This window comes from Streptomyces sp. NBC_01260, from assembly GCF_036226405.1.
GTDB classification, from domain to species: domain Bacteria; phylum Actinomycetota; class Actinomycetes; order Streptomycetales; family Streptomycetaceae; genus Streptomyces; species Streptomyces laculatispora.
Map to the genome: position 1 here is coordinate 6,029,543 of NZ_CP108464.1, position 15,501 is coordinate 6,045,043.

Here is a 15,501-nt window from a genome sequence, read left to right on the forward strand (position 1 = left end):
GCCGCGGGAGTGGTCCCGGAGGCGTCCGGCCACGCTTCGGCCATGTCCCGGCCGTGGACTCCTGGAACTGGAACTGGTATCAGTTCTGACATGTAGTCAGCTGTTGTTCGGATGCATGCCGGACGCAGAACGAAGAATTCAGTCAACGAGTCGGGTCACGTGCCGCGTCGCGGGAGGCAGCAGCCATGAGCGAGCTTGTCGAACACGGAAAACTGTTCATCGGCGGGGAGTTGGTCGATCCGCTCGGGCGGGAAGTCATCGAGGTCATCTCCCCGCACACCGAGCAGGTCATCGGCCGGGTGCCGCACGCCGCCGAGGGGGATGTGGACCGGGCGGTCGCCGCCGCCCGGCGGGCGTTCGACGAGGGGCCCTGGCCCCGGATGACGCCGGCCGAGCGGATCGCCGTCGTCACGCGGATCAAGGACGCGTTCGCCGTGCGGTACGAGGAGATCGCCCGGGTCATCAGCTCGGAGAACGGCACCCCGTACAGCTCCAGCGTCATGGTGCAGGCCCTCGCCGCGATGATGGTGTGGGACGCGGCGATCACCGTCGCCCGCACCTTCCCGTACGAGGAGCGCCGGGACGGGGCGCTGGGGCCACTGCTCGTACGCCGGGAGCCCGTCGGGGTGGTCGCCGCCGTGGTGCCGTGGAACGTGCCGCAGTTCACCGCCGCCGCCAAACTCGCGCCCGCGCTGCTCGCCGGGTGCTCGGCCGTCCTGAAGGTGTCGCCCGAATCGCCGCTCGACGCCTACCTCCTGGCCGAGATCGTCGCCGAGGCCGGGCTGCCCGAGGGCGTGCTGTCGATCCTGCCGGCCGACCGCGAGGTGAGTGAGTACCTGGTCGGGCATCCCGGCGTCGACAAGGTCTCGTTCACCGGGTCCGTCGCCGCCGGGCGGCGGGTCATGGAGGTCGCCTCGCGCAACCTCACCCGCGTCACCCTGGAACTGGGCGGGAAGTCCGCCGCCGTGATCCTCCCCGACGCCGATCTGGACGCCGCCGTCGCGGGCATCGTGCCCTTCGCCTGGATGATCAACGGGCAGGCCTGCGTGGCCCAGACCCGGATCCTCGTGCCGCGTTCCCGGTACGAGGAGATGGCCGAGGCGTTCGCCGCCGCCGCCGGCGCGCTCAAGGTCGGCGATCCGCTCGACCCGGCCACCGAACTCGGACCGCTCGTCGCGCAGCGCCAGCAGCAGCGCTCCCTCGACTACATCCGGATCGGGCAGGAGGAGGGGGCCAAGATCCTTACCGGTGGCGGGCGTCCGGCCTCTCAGGAGCGGGGGTGGTACGTCGAGCCGACGCTCTTCGGCGGGGTCGACAACTCCATGCGCATCGCCCGCGAGGAGATCTTCGGTCCGGTCATCTGCCTGCTGCCGTACGGCGACGAGGACGAGGCCGTGAGGATCGCCAACGACTCCGAGTACGGGCTCAGCGGCAGCGTCTGGACCGCCGACACCGAGCGCGGCATCGACATCGCCCGCCGGGTCAGGACCGGCACGTACAGCGTGAACACCTTCAGCCTCGACATGCTCGGGCCGTTCGGCGGCTACAAGAACTCCGGTCTGGGAAGGGAGTTCGGGCCCGAGGGCTACGGGGAGTACTTCGAGCACAAGATGATCCACCTGCCCGCCGGGTACGGGGGAGCGTCCTGATGGGGGACCGGTGGAGCGTCGAGGTCGACCGGAGCGTGTGCATCGGGTCGGGGATGTGCGTGAACCACGCACCGGACGGCTTCCGGCTGGACTCCGCCCGGCAGTCCCGTCCCGTCGACCCCGAGACCGACGCCAACGAGCGGGTCCTCGCCGCGGCCGAGGGGTGTCCGGTCGAGGCGATCACGGTCGCCCTGGCCGACTCGGGGGAAGTGGTGTTCCCCCCGGAGGACTGAGAGCCGTTGCGTGATGCCTGCCGCCCGCTCGGGGTGTGGCCTGCCATACCCCGAGCGGGCGGCGGACCGCAGTGACCGGGCGGGCGGTGGTGCGACAGAGTCACCAGCATGTCCACAACGTCACCACCCACCAGCCCGCCCGGACCGTCCCGTACCGCAGGTGTCCCCGCCCGCGCGGTCACCGTGCTCGCCGCTCTCGCCGTGGCTCTCGTCCCCGCCTTCGTACTCGCCCCCGGCCCGGTGGCGGGGAGCATGTCGGGCGGTGGCTACGGCGACCGGCGCGAGCTCGACGACCGTCTCTCCGCGTCGTTCGTCGACTACTGGGAATCCGGTGGGCGGAGTCTTCCCCCTGGTCTGCAGGGCGTCGTCGACTACTGGTCCCGCTACCACGTGGTCAAGGCCGTGGTCGCCGCGGTCCTGCTGGCCGTGCTCATCGCGCTCGGTGTTCTGCTGCGGAACGCGTTCCTGCGGGCCGGCGCGCTCACCGCGGGAAGGAGGGCCGCTCTCGCGTCCGCCGGGGTGTTCGTCGCGGCGCTCGCACTGTTCTCGCTGGCGATGGTGATGGCCAACATCCAGGGTGCGCTGGCGCCCTTCTCCTCGCTGATGTCGATGCTGCCGGTCCACGCGTCCCACGGAGAGCTCGCCGACGTGCTCGGTCAGATCAGGCGGCAACTGGCCGGCTACCCGGACGCGGGTGGCCCGACCCCGCCTCCCCTCGAGGTGATGGTCGGCGACTTCGGGCGTTACCACGCCGTGCTGGCCGTGGCCGCGACGGTGGTGGCCCTCTCCTTCGTCGCCATCAGCGCGGTGTCGTGGCGGAGGCTCGCCGGAACAGCGGCGTCCGACCGGCGGACCAGGCGCGTGTTCCGGGCGTCCGGCCTTCTCTGGGCCCTGCTGGCGGCGGCCGTCGCCGTGATCGCCGTGGCGAACACGGCCACCACGGCCGACCCGGCCCCGGCGCTCCTGGCCTTCTTCGAAGGCGGCTGGTGAAGGGACGCCGTCAGGCGTTGAGGTGGGCGAGGACGGCGAGCACCCGGCGGTGGCGCGTGTCGTCGGGCGGCAGGCCGAGCTTCGCGAAGACGTTGCCGATGTGCTTCTCCACCGCGCTGCCGGAGAGCACCATGCGCCGGGCGATGGCCGTGTTGGAATGGCCCTCGGCCATCAGCGCCAGCAACTGCCGTTCCCGCGCGGTCAGTTTCTCCAGCGGGTCGTCCCGTCGCTGCCGGGCCAGCAGCTGGGCGACGACCTGCGGGTCGAGCACCGTCGCGCCACCGGCGACGCGGACCAGGGCGTCCAGGAACTCCTCGACCTTGGCGACCCGGTCCTTCAGCAGGTAGCCGACCGCGCCGGCGCCGTCCGCGAGCAGATCGGCGGCGTAGGACACCTCCACGTACTGGCTGAGCACCAGCACGGGGGCGCCGGGCAGCCGGCTGCGGGCGGTGGCCGCCGCCCGCAGCCCCTCGTCCGTATGCGTCGGCGGCATCCGCACATCGACGACCGACACGTCCGGGCGGTGCGCGAGCACCGCCTCGACCAGAGCAGGGCCGTCACCGACCGCCGCCACCACCTCGTGACCGTCCTCGGAGAGCAGCCGGACCAGGCCCTCGCGCAGCAGCACCGCGTCATCGGCGACGACGATCCGCAGCGGCTCCCGGAACGCGGGGACCACCGGTGCTCCCGGCGCCGCGCCGTCCCCGGTCAGTGACATGGCAGCTCCGCCGTGACCGTCGTCGGGCCGTCCTCGGGACTGTCGACCCGCAGCCGGCCGCCGACCGCCCGCGCCCGGTCGGCCAGACCCCGCAGCCCGTGTCCCTCGGCCGGTGCGGCCCCGCCCACCCCGTCGTCCGTCACCCAGACCCGCAGGATCCCCCCGGTGTGGCGCAGCCCGACCGCGCACCGGCGGGCGTGGCTGTGCTTGGCCACGTTCGTCAGCGCCTCGGCGACCACGAAGTACGCGGCCGTCTCGATGCCGGGCTCCAGCCGGCGGCTCAGGGCAACGGCGTCCAGCTCGGCGGGGACGACGCTGCGCGCGGCCAGGGCGCGCAGCGCCTCCCGGAGTCCCCGGTCGGTGAGGACCGGCGGGGCGATGCCCCGTGACAGGGCCCGTAGTTCGTCCAGCGCCTCCTGGGTCCGCAGGACCGCGTCCGCGAGTGCGGCCCTGACCAGTTCCGGCCTGCTGTCGAAGTGGTGCTGGGCGCGGCCCAGTTCCATCGCCAGCCGGACCAGCTGCTGCTGGGGTCCGTCGTGGATGTCGCGCTCCAGCCGCCGCAGCGCGGCGGTCTCCGCCGTCACCGCCGCGACGGCCTGCGCACGGGCGGTGTCACGCTCCCGCTCCAGTCCGCTGATCCTGCGGTGCAGCGCCGACATGTTCGACAGGAGCGCCTGTCCGAGACCGGCCTGGGCGGAGACGCACACCCGGGTGACCAGCGGCAGGGACGACAGCAGCAGCAGGCCGACCGAGAGGGCGAACGCGATCCGCCCGGACGGTGACGTCAGGCCCAGGCTCAGCGCGACATGGGACCGGTCGCTGCCCGCGTACAGGGTCATGGGCCGCAGCGAGCCGGGCGTGACCTGGTTGCGCAGGGGGTACGTGGCGGTCGCGACCCCCACGAACCACCACAGCCCCGTCACCACCGAGGTGACCAGGACGACGGGGAGCACCAGCACCGCGTGCGCCAGGTCGAGCCACAGCTCCGGGTCGGCCGCGCCGTCCGGCTCCTTCGACCTCGGCCGCCGGCCCGCGCCGCGCGCCCCGCCGGTCCGGGAGCGCACCGCGCCGATCCGCCACCACTCCAGATCGCCGGGCCACCGGGCCAGTGCCAGGGCACGGGCCGTGACGGGCGACCCGCTCGGCACCAGCGAACCGGCCGTCGCGGCGCACAGGCCGCCGGCCGCCAGCAGCAGACCGGCGGCCGCGCTCAACGGCGCGGTGAGGAGATACAGGGATTCCACGAGCGTGCGACGCCCGACGCGGACGGCAGGACCGGCACCCGGCCGCCACCGGCCCGCGACCACGGAGGGCAACGACTCAGCCATGTCCTCAGCATAATCGCGCTCCACGGCAGCGCTCCGGCGCGATGGCCCGGCGGCGGGCGGCGGCATCGCCCGTTGCGCGCGGTGCCGGAACGGTCCGGCACGCAACAGCACAGACGGACACGGCGTGGCCGGGCCCTCAGCGGTCCGAGGCTCCCGACAGCAGGTGCAGGCGCAGCGCCAGTTGGAGTTCCAGCGCGCGGTCCGGCTCGTTCCAGTCCCGTCCCAGCAGCACCTGGATCCGGTCCAGCCGCTGCACCACCGTGTTGACGTGCACGTGCAGTTCGTCCTTGGCCCGGATCAGGCTGCCGCCCGCGCCGAAGTACGCGCCCAGCGTGCGCACCAGGTGGGTGCCGCGCTGGGCGTCGTACTCCAGCAGCGGCCCCAGCGCCGCCGACACGAATCCGTCGACGTCCTGCCCGTTGCCCAGCACCACGCCCAGGAAGCCCAGTTCGTCCACGCACGCGCCCTCGCCCGTACGCCCCAGTACCCGCATCGCCCGCAGGCAGCGCGCTGCCTCCGCGTACGCGGCGGCCAGCTCCCGCGCGCCCCGGGCCGGGCCCGTGGCGGCGACGGTGACCGGCGTCTGGGCCAGCTGGCCGAGCTGCGCCGCCGCCGAGCGGGCCGCGGTCCCGGCCGCCGGGCCGGAGCCGTCCGCCTCGATCAACAGCACCACCGCGCCCGCGTGTTCGGCGCTCACACCATGGATCTCCCCGCCGAACAGATAGCGCATCGCGGCCGGGGCCAGCCGTTCCCGGGCGCCGGTCTCCGCGACCAGCAGCAGATGCGGGCGGTCCAGGTCGATGCCGAGGCGCCGGCCGCGCTCGGCGAGGCCCGCCGGGTCGCGGCCGGTGTCCGTCAGCAGGTCGGCGATCAGTTCGCCGCGGATGCGGTTCTCCGTCTCGGCCACCGTGCGCCGCAGCAGCAGGAGGAGTCCGGTGACCACCGCCGACCGCTCGAACAGCCGGCGGTCGGAGTCGTCCAGCCGCCGGCTGCGGTGCAGCACCAGACCGGCGAGGAGCTCCTGTCCGGCGAGCACCGCGCAGACCACCCGCCCGTCGCGGTGCACGGCGCGGGCCCCCGTACGGGACTCCTCGGCCGCCTCCGCCAGCCACCCGGCGTCCATGCTGTCGGCGGCGAAGCCCGTACCGTCCGGGCGGACCGCCGCCAGCGGGCGACCGCCCGGGTCGTGGATGGTCAGGGGGGAGTCGAGCAGTGCGGCGACGGCCGCCGCCACGTCCTTGACGTCCCGGCCGCGCAGCACCAGGTCCGTCAGCCGGTCGTGCGACTCCTCGGCCCGCCGCATGGCCGCCGAGTGGGCCCGTACGGAGGCGTTGGCCTCGGCCAGTTCGGCGTTCGCCTCCGCCAGTTCGGCGAGGGCCGAGGTGGTGTCGGCCAGGGCGCGGGCGGTGTCGATGGCGATCGCGGCATGGGCGGCCAGCGAGCACAGCAGGGCGACCTCGTCGGGGCTGAAGACCCGGGGCGCCCGGTCGGCCGCGAAGAGGACGCCGATCACCTTCCCCGTACCCCCGCGGCTGGAGCCGAGCAGCAGCGGCACGCCCAGAATGGCGACCAGGCCCTCGTCCAGGACCCCGGCATTGATGTTGTGGGTGTGGCGGAAGCGCTCGTCGGTGCGGTAGTCCGGGGTCGCGTACGGGCTCGCCGTCTGCGCCACGAGACCGCCGAGCCCTTCGCCGAGTTCGAGGCGCAGCCGCTGGAAGAGCAGCGACACCGACCCGTCGGTCACCCGCATGTAGGTGTCGCCCGCCTCCTCGTCCGGGAGCGTGAGGTAGGCCGTGTCCGTCCCCAGCAGCATCCTGGCCCGCCGCACGATCGCCTTCAGCACGTCGTCCAGATCGCGGGAGGCCGCCAGGTCGCCCGCCGTGTCGAAGAGCGCGGTGAGCTGGAGCTCGCGGCGCCGGTGCTGGCGCAGGGCGCCCCTGATCCGCAGCGCGGTGGCCGTGGCCCGCTCCACCTCGGCCAGCTCTCCCGCGGGCACCCCGTCGGCCCGCGCCGTCGAGAGGACCGCGCCCAGCGCCTCGGCGGGGGCGTCGTCGGACAGCAGGTCGAAGAGGTGCCGGAGATGGGGCGCGGCGGAGGGGGACGGTTCAGACATGGCGGCCAGCGTTCGTAGGGGTCGGGTTCGGGCGGCCGGTCAGTTGGCGGTCCAGCCGCCGTCCATGGAGAGCGAGGTGCCGGTGATGTGGCCGGTACGCGGACCGCACAGCCACAGGACGGCCTCGGCGACATCCGCCGGCTCGATCAGCCGTTTGATCGCGCTGCGCTCCAGCATCACCCGCCCCACCACTTCCTCCTCCGAGATGCCGTGCGTACGGGCCTGGTCCGCGATCTGGTTCTCCACCAGGGGGGTGCGTACGTAACCGGGGCTGACGCAGTTGCTCGTCACCCCGTGCTCCGCCGCTTCGAGCGCCACCACCTTGCTCAGCCCCTCCAGTGCGTGCTTGGCCGTCACATAGGCCGACTTGTACGGGCTCGCGCGCAGCCCGTGCACCGACGAGATGTTGACCACGCGCCCCCAGCCGCGTTCGTACATGCCCGGCAGGGTCCGGCGCAAGATGCGGAACGGGGTCTCCACCATGACGCGCTGGATCAGCGCGAAGCGCTCCGGCGGGAACGTGTGGACGGGGGCGACGTGCTGGAGCCCCGCGTTGTTGACCACCACGTCCACGTGGGCCGGCAGCGTGTCGACGACTCCGGGGTCGGACAGGTCCACCACCCAGGCCGTCCCGCCGATCTCCCCGGCCAGGCTCCTGGCGGCCTCCCCGGCCTTGTCCACGACGTGCACATGGGCGCCGGCCGCCGCCAGCGCCTGCGCACAGGCCCGCCCGATCCCGCTCGCCGCCCCGGTCACCAGCGCGGTCCGCCCGGCCAGGAGCGGTGCTGCGGGTACCTGCGCCGGTCCGCCGCCGGGGGAGGGGACGGGGGGCTCGTGATCGGGTCTGCGGGAAGTCTCCATGGCCGTCACCGTAGGTACGCGGGGGCCCGTGTCACACGGGGCCGGTGCACACACCCTCCCGCCCCGGCATGGTGGCGGCGTACATGGTGCGGTGCGGCGCCGGGCAGCCCCGCCGCGCGGCCGCCGGCCTGCACAAGGGACCCGCCGCACACACCCCGCACCCGCGGGTGTCCGCCTGCCACATGGGCGCGGGGGGCGGCTGCTCATAGGTTCCCGCAGCAGCCAGTACCCGCATGTCACCACCCGGGAGGAACCCGTGCGCCCATCCGTCCCCCACCACCGCCCGCCCCGGACGCGCCGCGTCCGGCGCCTGTTCCGGCGCATCGCGTTCACCGCCGTCCTCGGCCTCGTCGCCGCGACGCCGATCGCCACGGCGGCCGCCCCGCCGGCCGCCGCTGCCGCCGGGGGCCTCCAGCAGGTCACCGGCTTCGGCTCCAACCCCGGCAACCTCCAGATGTACGAGTACACCCCCGCCGGCCTCCCCGCGAACGCCCCCCTGGTCGTCGCCCTGCACGGCTGCGCCCAGACGGCCGACGCGTACTACACCAACTCCGGCTGGCCGCAGTTCGCCGACCGGTGGGGCTTCGACGTCGTCTTCCCGCAGACCACGTCCGCGAACAACGCGCTTTCCTGCTTCAGCTGGTTCGACGCGGCCGAGGACAGCCGGGGCAAGGGCGAGGCCGCGTCGATCGTGCAGATGGTGGAGCACGCGAAGCAGAGCCGGGGCTCGGACGGCCGCCGGGTGTACGTCACCGGCCTCTCGGCGGGCGGCGGCATGACCGCGGACCTGCTGGCCGCCTACCCGGACGTGTTCGCGGGCGGCTCGGTGGCCTCGGGGCTTCCCGCGCAGTGCGCGACGAGCCAGGCGGCCGCGTCGGGCTGCCAGACGGGCCCGCAGAAGCTCAGCCCCGCGCAGTGGGGCGACAAGGTCCGCGGCGGCTATCCCGGGTACACCGGCCCGTGGCCCCGGGTGGCGATCTGGCAGGGCACCTCCGACTACACGGTGTACCCGGCCAACGCCACGGCGCTGCGCGACCAGTGGACGGACGTCTGGGGCATCGGCCAGACCCCGTCGTCCACCGACACCCTCCCCGGCAACACCACGCGCAGCGTCTACAACGACTCCGCCGGGCAGCCGGCCGTGGAGACGTACACCGTCTCCGGCATGGGCCACGGCCTTGCGGTGAGCCCGGGGCCGGGCGCGGAGCAGTGCGGGAGGGCGGCCGCGTACTTCCTGAACACGATCTGCTCGACGTACTACACGGGCGTGTTCTGGGGCCTGGACGGCGGCGCTCCGGGCGGCGGCGACCGGCTGCCGGCCCCGGCGGGCGTGACGGTCACGGGCGTCACCGATGCCACCGCGTCCCTGTCCTGGAACGCGGTCGCGGGCGCCGCCTCGTACGCCGTGTTCCGCAACGGTACGAAGACCGCGTCCCCGGCGGGCACGACGTACACGGACACCGGCCTGACCGCCGCTACCGCCTACCGCTACACGGTGGCGGCGGTCGACGGATCGGGAACGGCCGGCGCCGCGTCCGTCCAGGTGACGGCCACCACGACGGGCGGCGCACCCGCGCGGTGCTTCACCGCCACCAACTACGCGCAGGTGGCCGCGGGCAGGGCCCACACCACGGGCGGGTACGTCTACGCCAACGGCTCGGAGGCGAACATGGGCCTGTACAACGTCTTCGTCACGCACACCCTCAAGGAGTCACCGGCGGGGTACTTCGTGATCGCGGACAGCGGCTGCACCGGCTGATCCGGACGGCGGACGGGGCCCGGCGGAACTGCCGGGCCCCGCCCCCCCCGTCCGCCGTCAGGCGCGCGCGTACGCCACCAGGCGGTCGGCGATCTCCCGCCCGCCCCGATCGCCCGTGAGCACCGTGTAGTGGTTCACGTCCCGCACCGCCACCGGCTCCAGCCGGGTCCCGTCCAGGCCCGCCGCCGCCAGCCGCTTCTCGTCGTACAGGCCCTGCTCCTCGTCCATCAGGCCGCGTGCCGCCCACAGCAGCGTCGCCTCGACGGGCAGCTTCCGCACCGCCGAGAGCACCTCCTCGTCGAAGAGGCCGATGCCGTCCGTGCGGACCGCCTCGATCCGGCACGTGGAGTGCATGGCCGGTTCAGCGCCCGTCAGGTCGCGCTGGATGTAGGTGTCCACCTCGTCCGACCAGGCGCCCGCGAACGCCGGGTGCGCCTGCCAGAAGGCCCGGTAGGCGGCCCGGTCCGCGAAGGTCATCGACAGCCGGTCCATCGCCGGACCTATCACCGCCGTCATCAGCTCGTCCGGCGACAGGTGCGTGGGCGCCGGGAAGCCGATGCCGCCGTCGACGAGCAGCAGCGGTCCGAAGCGCTCCGGATGGCGTACCGCGGCGAGCACCGCCACGAACGCCCCCATCGAGTGGCCCGCCAGCACCACCCGGTCCAGGCCCAGTGCCTCGGTCAGGGCGGCGATGTCGTCCGCGTGGGCGGCGATGCCGTAGGGGCCGGGGAGCCCCGAACTCCCCGCCCTGCCGCGCAGGTCCGGGGCGACCAGGGTGACGCGTCCGGCCAGCAGCCGGGCCACCGCGCCCCAGGAGAGCGCGTTGGCGGTGATGCCGTGCAGCGCGACCACCACCGGCGCGTCCGGATCGCCGGCCGGCCAGCGCACGGCCGCCAGCTCGCCCCCGGCGACAGGGACCTTGATCTCTTCGTACGGAATCACGGGTTTCCGTTCTCCTTCCGGGGCGGGATCTCTTCGGCGGGCCCGCTTCGGCGCAGCGCGGCCAGTCTGGAGGGCAGCCGGGCCAGACCGCCCGGCAGCAGATGTACCACGGCCACGAACAGCACGCCCAGCAGGAACAGGGGCTGGGAGAGCGGGACGCGGAGCACCGCCGGGAGGCCGGCGACCGCGCCCGAACCGGCCAGGTCGCCGAGCCGGTGGTCCGCCCAGGTGTAGAGGATGCCGCCGGCCATCGGGCCCCAGCGGGTTCCGGAGCCGCCCAGCACCACCATCACCAGCAGCGACAGGGTGAAGTCGGACGTGGTCGTCTGGGGGGTGGAGCCACCGGTCAGGAGCAGGTGCACGATGCCGCCGAGTGCGGCGAGCGCGCCCGCGAGGACGAAGGCCGTCAGCTTGAATCCGTACGGCTTCAGCCCCAGCACCTCCACCCGGCGCTCGTTCTCCTTGATGCCCTCCCAGACGCGTCCGGTGGGGGAGCGGACCGCCCAGTGGACGACGCCGAGGGTGAGGACGAGGTAGGCGAGGGCGATCCAGTAGAGGTTCGCGGTGTTGTCGATGCCGACGAGCCAGGAGGGCAGCAGGTCCGCCGGCGCGGCCCGGCCCTCCTCGCCGCCGGTGACGCCACCGGGGTCGCGGGAGACCAGGATCGAGCCCGCCTGGGCGAAGGCCAGCGTCACCATGGAGAAGCCGATGCCGGTGACGCGCAGGCTCACCGACCCCAGGACCAGGGCCAGCGCGATCCCGAAGCAGAGTCCCAGGAGCGCGGCGGCGGCGAACGGGAGCCCCGCCTCCAGCAGGAACACGTTGGTGGCGTAGCTGCCCGCCGCGAAGTACAGGGCGTGGCCGAAGGAGAGCAGGCCCGTGCGGCCCAGCAGCAGGTCGTAGCCCGTGGCCAGGGCGCCGAACAGCAGGCAGGTGGCGATGAGTTGCAGGCTTCCCGCACTGCCGAGCGGGCCGTCCAGCAGACCCGGCACCGGCAGCGCGCTGTAGGGCGCCACGACCAGGACCAGCAGGACGGCGGCGGGCCACCGGTGCAGCAGTCGCCGGGACCTGCCGGGAGGCGCCGGTGCGGCGGGGGCTGCGCCGTCGGCGCGGTCGTGTGTCTCGGTGGCGGTGCTCACGCGAGCCTCCCCGTCAGTCCGCGCGGGCGGATCAGCAGCAGCGCGGCGAGCAGGACGACGACCGCCAGATCGCCGAGGCCCGCCGCGGTGTAGTAGTTGGCGAACTGCTGGACCAGGCCGATGACCACGGACGCCACGGCGGCGCCGGTCACCGAGCCCATGCCGCCGGTGACCACGACGACGAACGCGAAGATCAGCAGCGAGGTGCCCTGACGGGGGTCGACCGAACCGAAGTACAGCCCGCCGAGCGCCCCGCCGAGTGCGGCGGCGCAGCCCCCGATCGCGAAGACGAGGGTGAACGCCCTGCGGACGTCGATGCCGAGCGCGGTGACCATCGCCCGGTCCTCGACCCCCGCCCGGACGACGAGACCGTGCCGGGTCCGGCCCAGGAAGAGCCGCAGCGCCACCAGGACCACGACCGCGGCCGCCACCAGGACGAGGCGGTTGACCGGGACCCGCGCGCCCAGCAGCCCGAAGGTGCCGGACAGCGCCTGGGGGCCCGGGAAGGTCCGGGCGTCCGGGCCCCAGATCCCCGACAGCAGCGCGGGGACCGCGAGCCCCACCCCGACGGTGGCGAGCACCTGCTCGCGCGGCCGGGTGTAGAGCGGGCGGACGACGGCGAGTTCCAGGAGCACGGCGGCGACGGTGCCCACCGCCGTGCCGAACAGCACCGCGAGGACGAAGCCGGCCCCGCCGGGTCCCGCGCCGGGCAGATGGCCGGACGCCGCCCACCAGGTGCCGTACGCGCCGATGGACAGCAGCGCCCCGTGCGCGAAGTTGAGCACGTCCATCAGGCCGAAGATCAGCGAGAGTCCGGACGCGATGAGGAAGTACAGGGCTCCCAGACCGAGTCCGGTCATGGTGAGCAGCACGATGGTGGACATCAGGAATCCGCCTCCACAGAGGGTGCTTCGGTGGCCGGCCCGTGCCCCACGCCGAGCAGCCGGCGGGCCGCCTCCGCGTCGCCGAGCAGTTCGTCCGCCGGGCCGCGGTAGGCGGTCCGGCCGTCGGCCAGCACCACGCAGTGCTCGGCGAGCCGGCGTACGACGGCGAGGTTCTGCTCCACGAGCAGCACCGGTACCGCCTCGGCGGCCCGCTCCAGCACCTGCGCCACCTCGGTGACGACCTTCGGCGCCAGGCCCTTGGTGGGTTCGTCCGCGATGATCAGCCGGTTGGCGTTGAGCAGGGTGCGGCCGATGGCGACCATCTGCTGCTGGCCGCCGGACAGCGTCCCGGCCAACTGCCGTGCCCGTTGCTTGAGTTCGGGGAAGAGTTCATGGACCAGGGGGTAGTCGGGATCGCCCGCGCCGCGCCGCTCGGCCAGTCGCAGGTTCTCCGCAACGGTCAGCCCGGCGAAGACGCCGCGGTCCTCGGGGGCGTACCCCACACCCTGCCGGACCACGGCGTGGGTGGGCAGGGCCACGGTCTCCTCGCCGTCCAGCAGCACACTGCCGCTGCGTGGGACGAGGCCCAGGATGCCCCGTACGGTCGTGGTCTTCCCGGCGCCGTTGCGGCCCAGCAGCGCGGTCACGCCGTGCGCGGCGACCTCCAGGCCGACGCCGTGCAGGATGTGCCGGCCGCCGATCAGGACCCGCAGGTCCCGTACGGCGAGCAGGGTCCGCGCGCTCACAACCCCTCCCCGAGGTAGGCCTGTTGCACGGTCGGATCGGCGGTGACGGCCTCGGGGGTGTCCAGTGCCAGCAGCCGGCCGTGATGCATCACCGCGAGCCGGTCGGCCAGGCCCAGGAGTACGTCCATGTGGTGCTCGACCATGAGGACGGTGCGCCCCTCGTCCCGGTGCAGGGTGCGGATCAGCTCGGTCAGTGCCGGGACCTCCTCCGCGCTCACCCCGGCCATCGGCTCGTCGAGCAGCATCAGCCGGGGCTCGCCCACCAGCAGCACGGCCAGCTCCAGCTTCCGCTTCTCGCCGTGCGACAGCTCGGACGCGGTCGTGCCGGCCCGGTGGCCGAGACCGGTGCGCTCCAGCACGCCGGCCACCTCGGCGGGGTACGGGTCGGCGCGCCGCCAGAGCCGGTACGAGCCGCCCCGGGCGGCCTGCGCCGCCAGCCGGACGTGGTCGGCCACGGTCATGGCGGGCCAGAGGCTGGACGTCTGGAACGTCCGGCCGATCCCGCGCCGGGCCCGCACGTGCGCGGGCCGGTCCGTCATATCGGTGCCGTCCAGCGCGACCGTGCCCGCGGTCGGCATCACCGTGCCGCTGATGAGGTTGAACAGGGATGTCTTTCCGGCCCCGTTGGGGCCGATGAAGGCGAGGAACTCGCCCTGGCGGACGCCGAGCGTGATGTCCTGGACGATGCTCGCGCCACCGATGCTCCAGCCGAGTCCGTCGAGCCGGAGCACGGGGGCCTCGCTGTCCGGCGGCCGGCCGTCCCGGCGCCCGAGGGGGTGCGGTGCGGTCATGGTTCAGCCCGCCGAGGGCTTCACGGGCGGCGCCACGGCGTCCATCGGCTCGGTGTCCAGCAGTTCCGGCTTCGCGGCGGCGCCCTTGCCGGTCAGCCTGGCCACGAACATCGGCTGCACCAGGGCGTGGTCCTCGGCCCGGACCCGCGCCTTGCCCTTCACCCCGTCGAAGGTCCAGCCCTCCAGGGCCTTCACCATCGCGGCCGGGTCGGTGGCGCTGCCCTCGGCCACGGCGTGCACGATCATCTGGGCCGCGGTGAAGCCGTCCGGGGTGAACAGGTCGGGGGTGCCGCCGGCCTTCGTCACCGAGTCGAGCATGGCCTTCTCCGCCGCGTTGCCGCCGCCCGCGCCGGGGAAGTAGTGGGCGAGGAAGGACACCTTGGCCCCGGCCGTCCCGAAGACCGGGTACGAGGCCGTCCCGGCGAGCCCGGTGACGACCTTGCCCGCGCCCAGCACGCCCTGCTGGTCCAGCGCGGTCCACAGCGCCGGTGCGGTGGAACCGGCCCAGGCCACGAAGACCAGGTCCGGCCCGCCCGACTTCACCTGCCGGGCGAACGGTGTCAGGTCCGTCGCGCTGGGCGGCGCCAGTACCGAACCCACCTCGGCGCCCTTCGCGCCGAGTACCGCTTTCACCGCGGCGACGTTCGCCTGGCCGAACGTGGAGTCCTGGGCCAGCACCGTGACCTTCTTGCCCTTGGCGTCGCCGAGCATCGCCCCGGCCGTGAGGATGTCCTGGTAGGACTGGCGGCCCGAGCGGAAGGTGTAGCCGTTGGTCCCGGTCACCGCGTCGGTGGCCGCAGGCCCGCTGATGTACAGCACCTTGTTCTGGGCGGCGAGCGGCGCCATCTGGAGAGCGACGCCGGAGTCGGTGGTGCCGGCCAGCACCTTGTAACCCTTGCCGATCAGGTTTTTCGCCGCGGAGACCGCCTTGCCGGGGTCGCCCGCGTCGTCCTGCTCGGTGACCTCGATGCGGTGGCCGGCGACCTTGCGGGTGCCGTGGGTCGCGTAGTCCAGGCCCGCCATGAAGCCGTCCCGGTACTGCTTGCCGTAGTCCGCGAGCAGCCCGGTCCGGGAGTAGACCAGGCCCACCTTCACGGCCGCGCCGCTGCCGGACTTCCCGCTTCCGGAATCGGCGCTGCCCGCCTTGCCGGCGGCGCTGCACCCGGTCAGCAGCAGACCGGCGGTGGCCAGTACGGCGACGGCGGACAGGGCTGCGGGCCGGACGGTGCGGGTGGCCCCGCCGGCTCCGCTGGTTCTGCTTGCTCTGCTGGTTCTGCGACGCATGGCGACCGGCTCCTCGGCGTGTTCCTGTGATGTCGCCGAACCGTATGAACACCGTGCCGTCGTC

The 15,501-nt window shown here is 73.8% G+C and carries 14 protein-coding genes; 4 read left to right on the forward strand and 10 right to left on the reverse strand.

Annotated elements, in window-relative coordinates; genetic code table 11:
- Window positions 1-185: 185 nt before the first annotated feature.
- From OG322_RS26840 to OG322_RS26850, 3 genes are all read left to right on the forward strand, one after another.
- Complete coding sequence (locus OG322_RS26840; RefSeq protein WP_123470522.1) at window positions 186-1,649, forward strand: aldehyde dehydrogenase; 1,464 nt, start codon at window positions 186-188, stop codon at window positions 1,647-1,649.
- A complete protein-coding gene (locus tag OG322_RS26845; RefSeq protein WP_123470520.1) occupies window positions 1,649-1,882 on the forward strand; it encodes a ferredoxin in 234 nt (77 codons plus the stop codon). The genes OG322_RS26840 and OG322_RS26845 overlap by 1 nt, the downstream gene beginning before the upstream one ends.
- A 108-nt stretch (window positions 1,883-1,990) precedes the next feature.
- On the forward strand, window positions 1,991-2,872 hold the full coding sequence (locus OG322_RS26850) for a hypothetical protein (protein ID WP_241199946.1): 882 nt from the start codon (window positions 1,991-1,993) through the stop codon (window positions 2,870-2,872).
- A 10-nt stretch (window positions 2,873-2,882) separates the two neighbouring features.
- Here OG322_RS26850 and OG322_RS26855 read toward each other — a convergent pair whose 3' ends face one another.
- The 4 genes from OG322_RS26855 to OG322_RS26870 form a co-directional block, all read right to left on the reverse strand.
- Complete coding sequence (locus tag OG322_RS26855; protein WP_123471469.1) at window positions 2,883-3,527, reverse strand: response regulator transcription factor; 645 nt, start codon at window positions 3,525-3,527, stop codon at window positions 2,883-2,885.
- Between the two features lie 53 nt (window positions 3,528-3,580).
- Complete coding sequence (locus OG322_RS26860; RefSeq protein ID WP_123470516.1) at window positions 3,581-4,918, reverse strand: sensor histidine kinase; 1,338 nt, start codon at window positions 4,916-4,918, stop codon at window positions 3,581-3,583.
- A 136-nt stretch (window positions 4,919-5,054) separates the two neighbouring features.
- Window positions 5,055-7,031: a helix-turn-helix domain-containing protein gene (locus tag OG322_RS26865; RefSeq protein WP_123470514.1), complete on the reverse strand. Its 1,977-nt coding sequence runs from the start codon at window positions 7,029-7,031 to the stop codon at window positions 5,055-5,057.
- Between the two features lie 39 nt (window positions 7,032-7,070).
- Window positions 7,071-7,892, reverse strand: a complete 822-nt coding sequence (locus OG322_RS26870) for a 3-hydroxybutyrate dehydrogenase (RefSeq protein ID WP_123470512.1) — start codon at window positions 7,890-7,892, stop codon at window positions 7,071-7,073.
- Window positions 7,893-8,148: 256 nt separating this feature from the next.
- Between OG322_RS26870 and OG322_RS26875 the strand changes: the two genes are divergently transcribed.
- Complete coding sequence (locus OG322_RS26875; RefSeq protein WP_123470508.1) at window positions 8,149-9,651, forward strand: extracellular catalytic domain type 1 short-chain-length polyhydroxyalkanoate depolymerase; 1,503 nt, start codon at window positions 8,149-8,151, stop codon at window positions 9,649-9,651.
- A 57-nt stretch (window positions 9,652-9,708) separates the two neighbouring features.
- Here the strand turns inward: OG322_RS26875 and OG322_RS26880 are convergent, their stop codons facing one another.
- From OG322_RS26880 to OG322_RS26905, 6 genes are read right to left on the reverse strand one after another with little or no spacing between them, the layout of a single operon-like run.
- Window positions 9,709-10,593, reverse strand: a complete 885-nt coding sequence (locus OG322_RS26880; protein WP_329307058.1) for an alpha/beta fold hydrolase — start codon at window positions 10,591-10,593, stop codon at window positions 9,709-9,711.
- Window positions 10,590-11,732 carry a branched-chain amino acid ABC transporter permease gene (locus OG322_RS26885; protein WP_123470503.1) on the reverse strand — a complete coding sequence of 381 codons (1,143 nt, stop codon included), beginning with the start codon at window positions 11,730-11,732 and terminating at the stop codon, window positions 10,590-10,592. The genes OG322_RS26880 and OG322_RS26885 overlap by 4 nt, the downstream gene beginning before the upstream one ends.
- On the reverse strand, window positions 11,729-12,616 hold the full coding sequence (locus OG322_RS26890; RefSeq protein WP_124283915.1) for a branched-chain amino acid ABC transporter permease: 888 nt from the start codon (window positions 12,614-12,616) through the stop codon (window positions 11,729-11,731). Before OG322_RS26890 ends, OG322_RS26885 begins: the two co-directional genes overlap by 4 nt.
- Complete coding sequence (locus OG322_RS26895; protein ID WP_123470499.1) at window positions 12,616-13,362, reverse strand: ABC transporter ATP-binding protein; 747 nt, start codon at window positions 13,360-13,362, stop codon at window positions 12,616-12,618. Before OG322_RS26895 ends, OG322_RS26890 begins: the two co-directional genes overlap by 1 nt.
- Window positions 13,359-14,153, reverse strand: a complete 795-nt coding sequence (locus OG322_RS26900) for an ABC transporter ATP-binding protein (protein ID WP_123470497.1) — start codon at window positions 14,151-14,153, stop codon at window positions 13,359-13,361. The genes OG322_RS26895 and OG322_RS26900 overlap by 4 nt, the downstream gene beginning before the upstream one ends.
- A gap of 3 nt (window positions 14,154-14,156) precedes the next feature.
- Window positions 14,157-15,437, reverse strand: a complete 1,281-nt coding sequence (locus tag OG322_RS26905; RefSeq protein WP_329307059.1) for a substrate-binding domain-containing protein — start codon at window positions 15,435-15,437, stop codon at window positions 14,157-14,159.
- Between the last annotated feature and the right edge of the window lie 64 nt (window positions 15,438-15,501).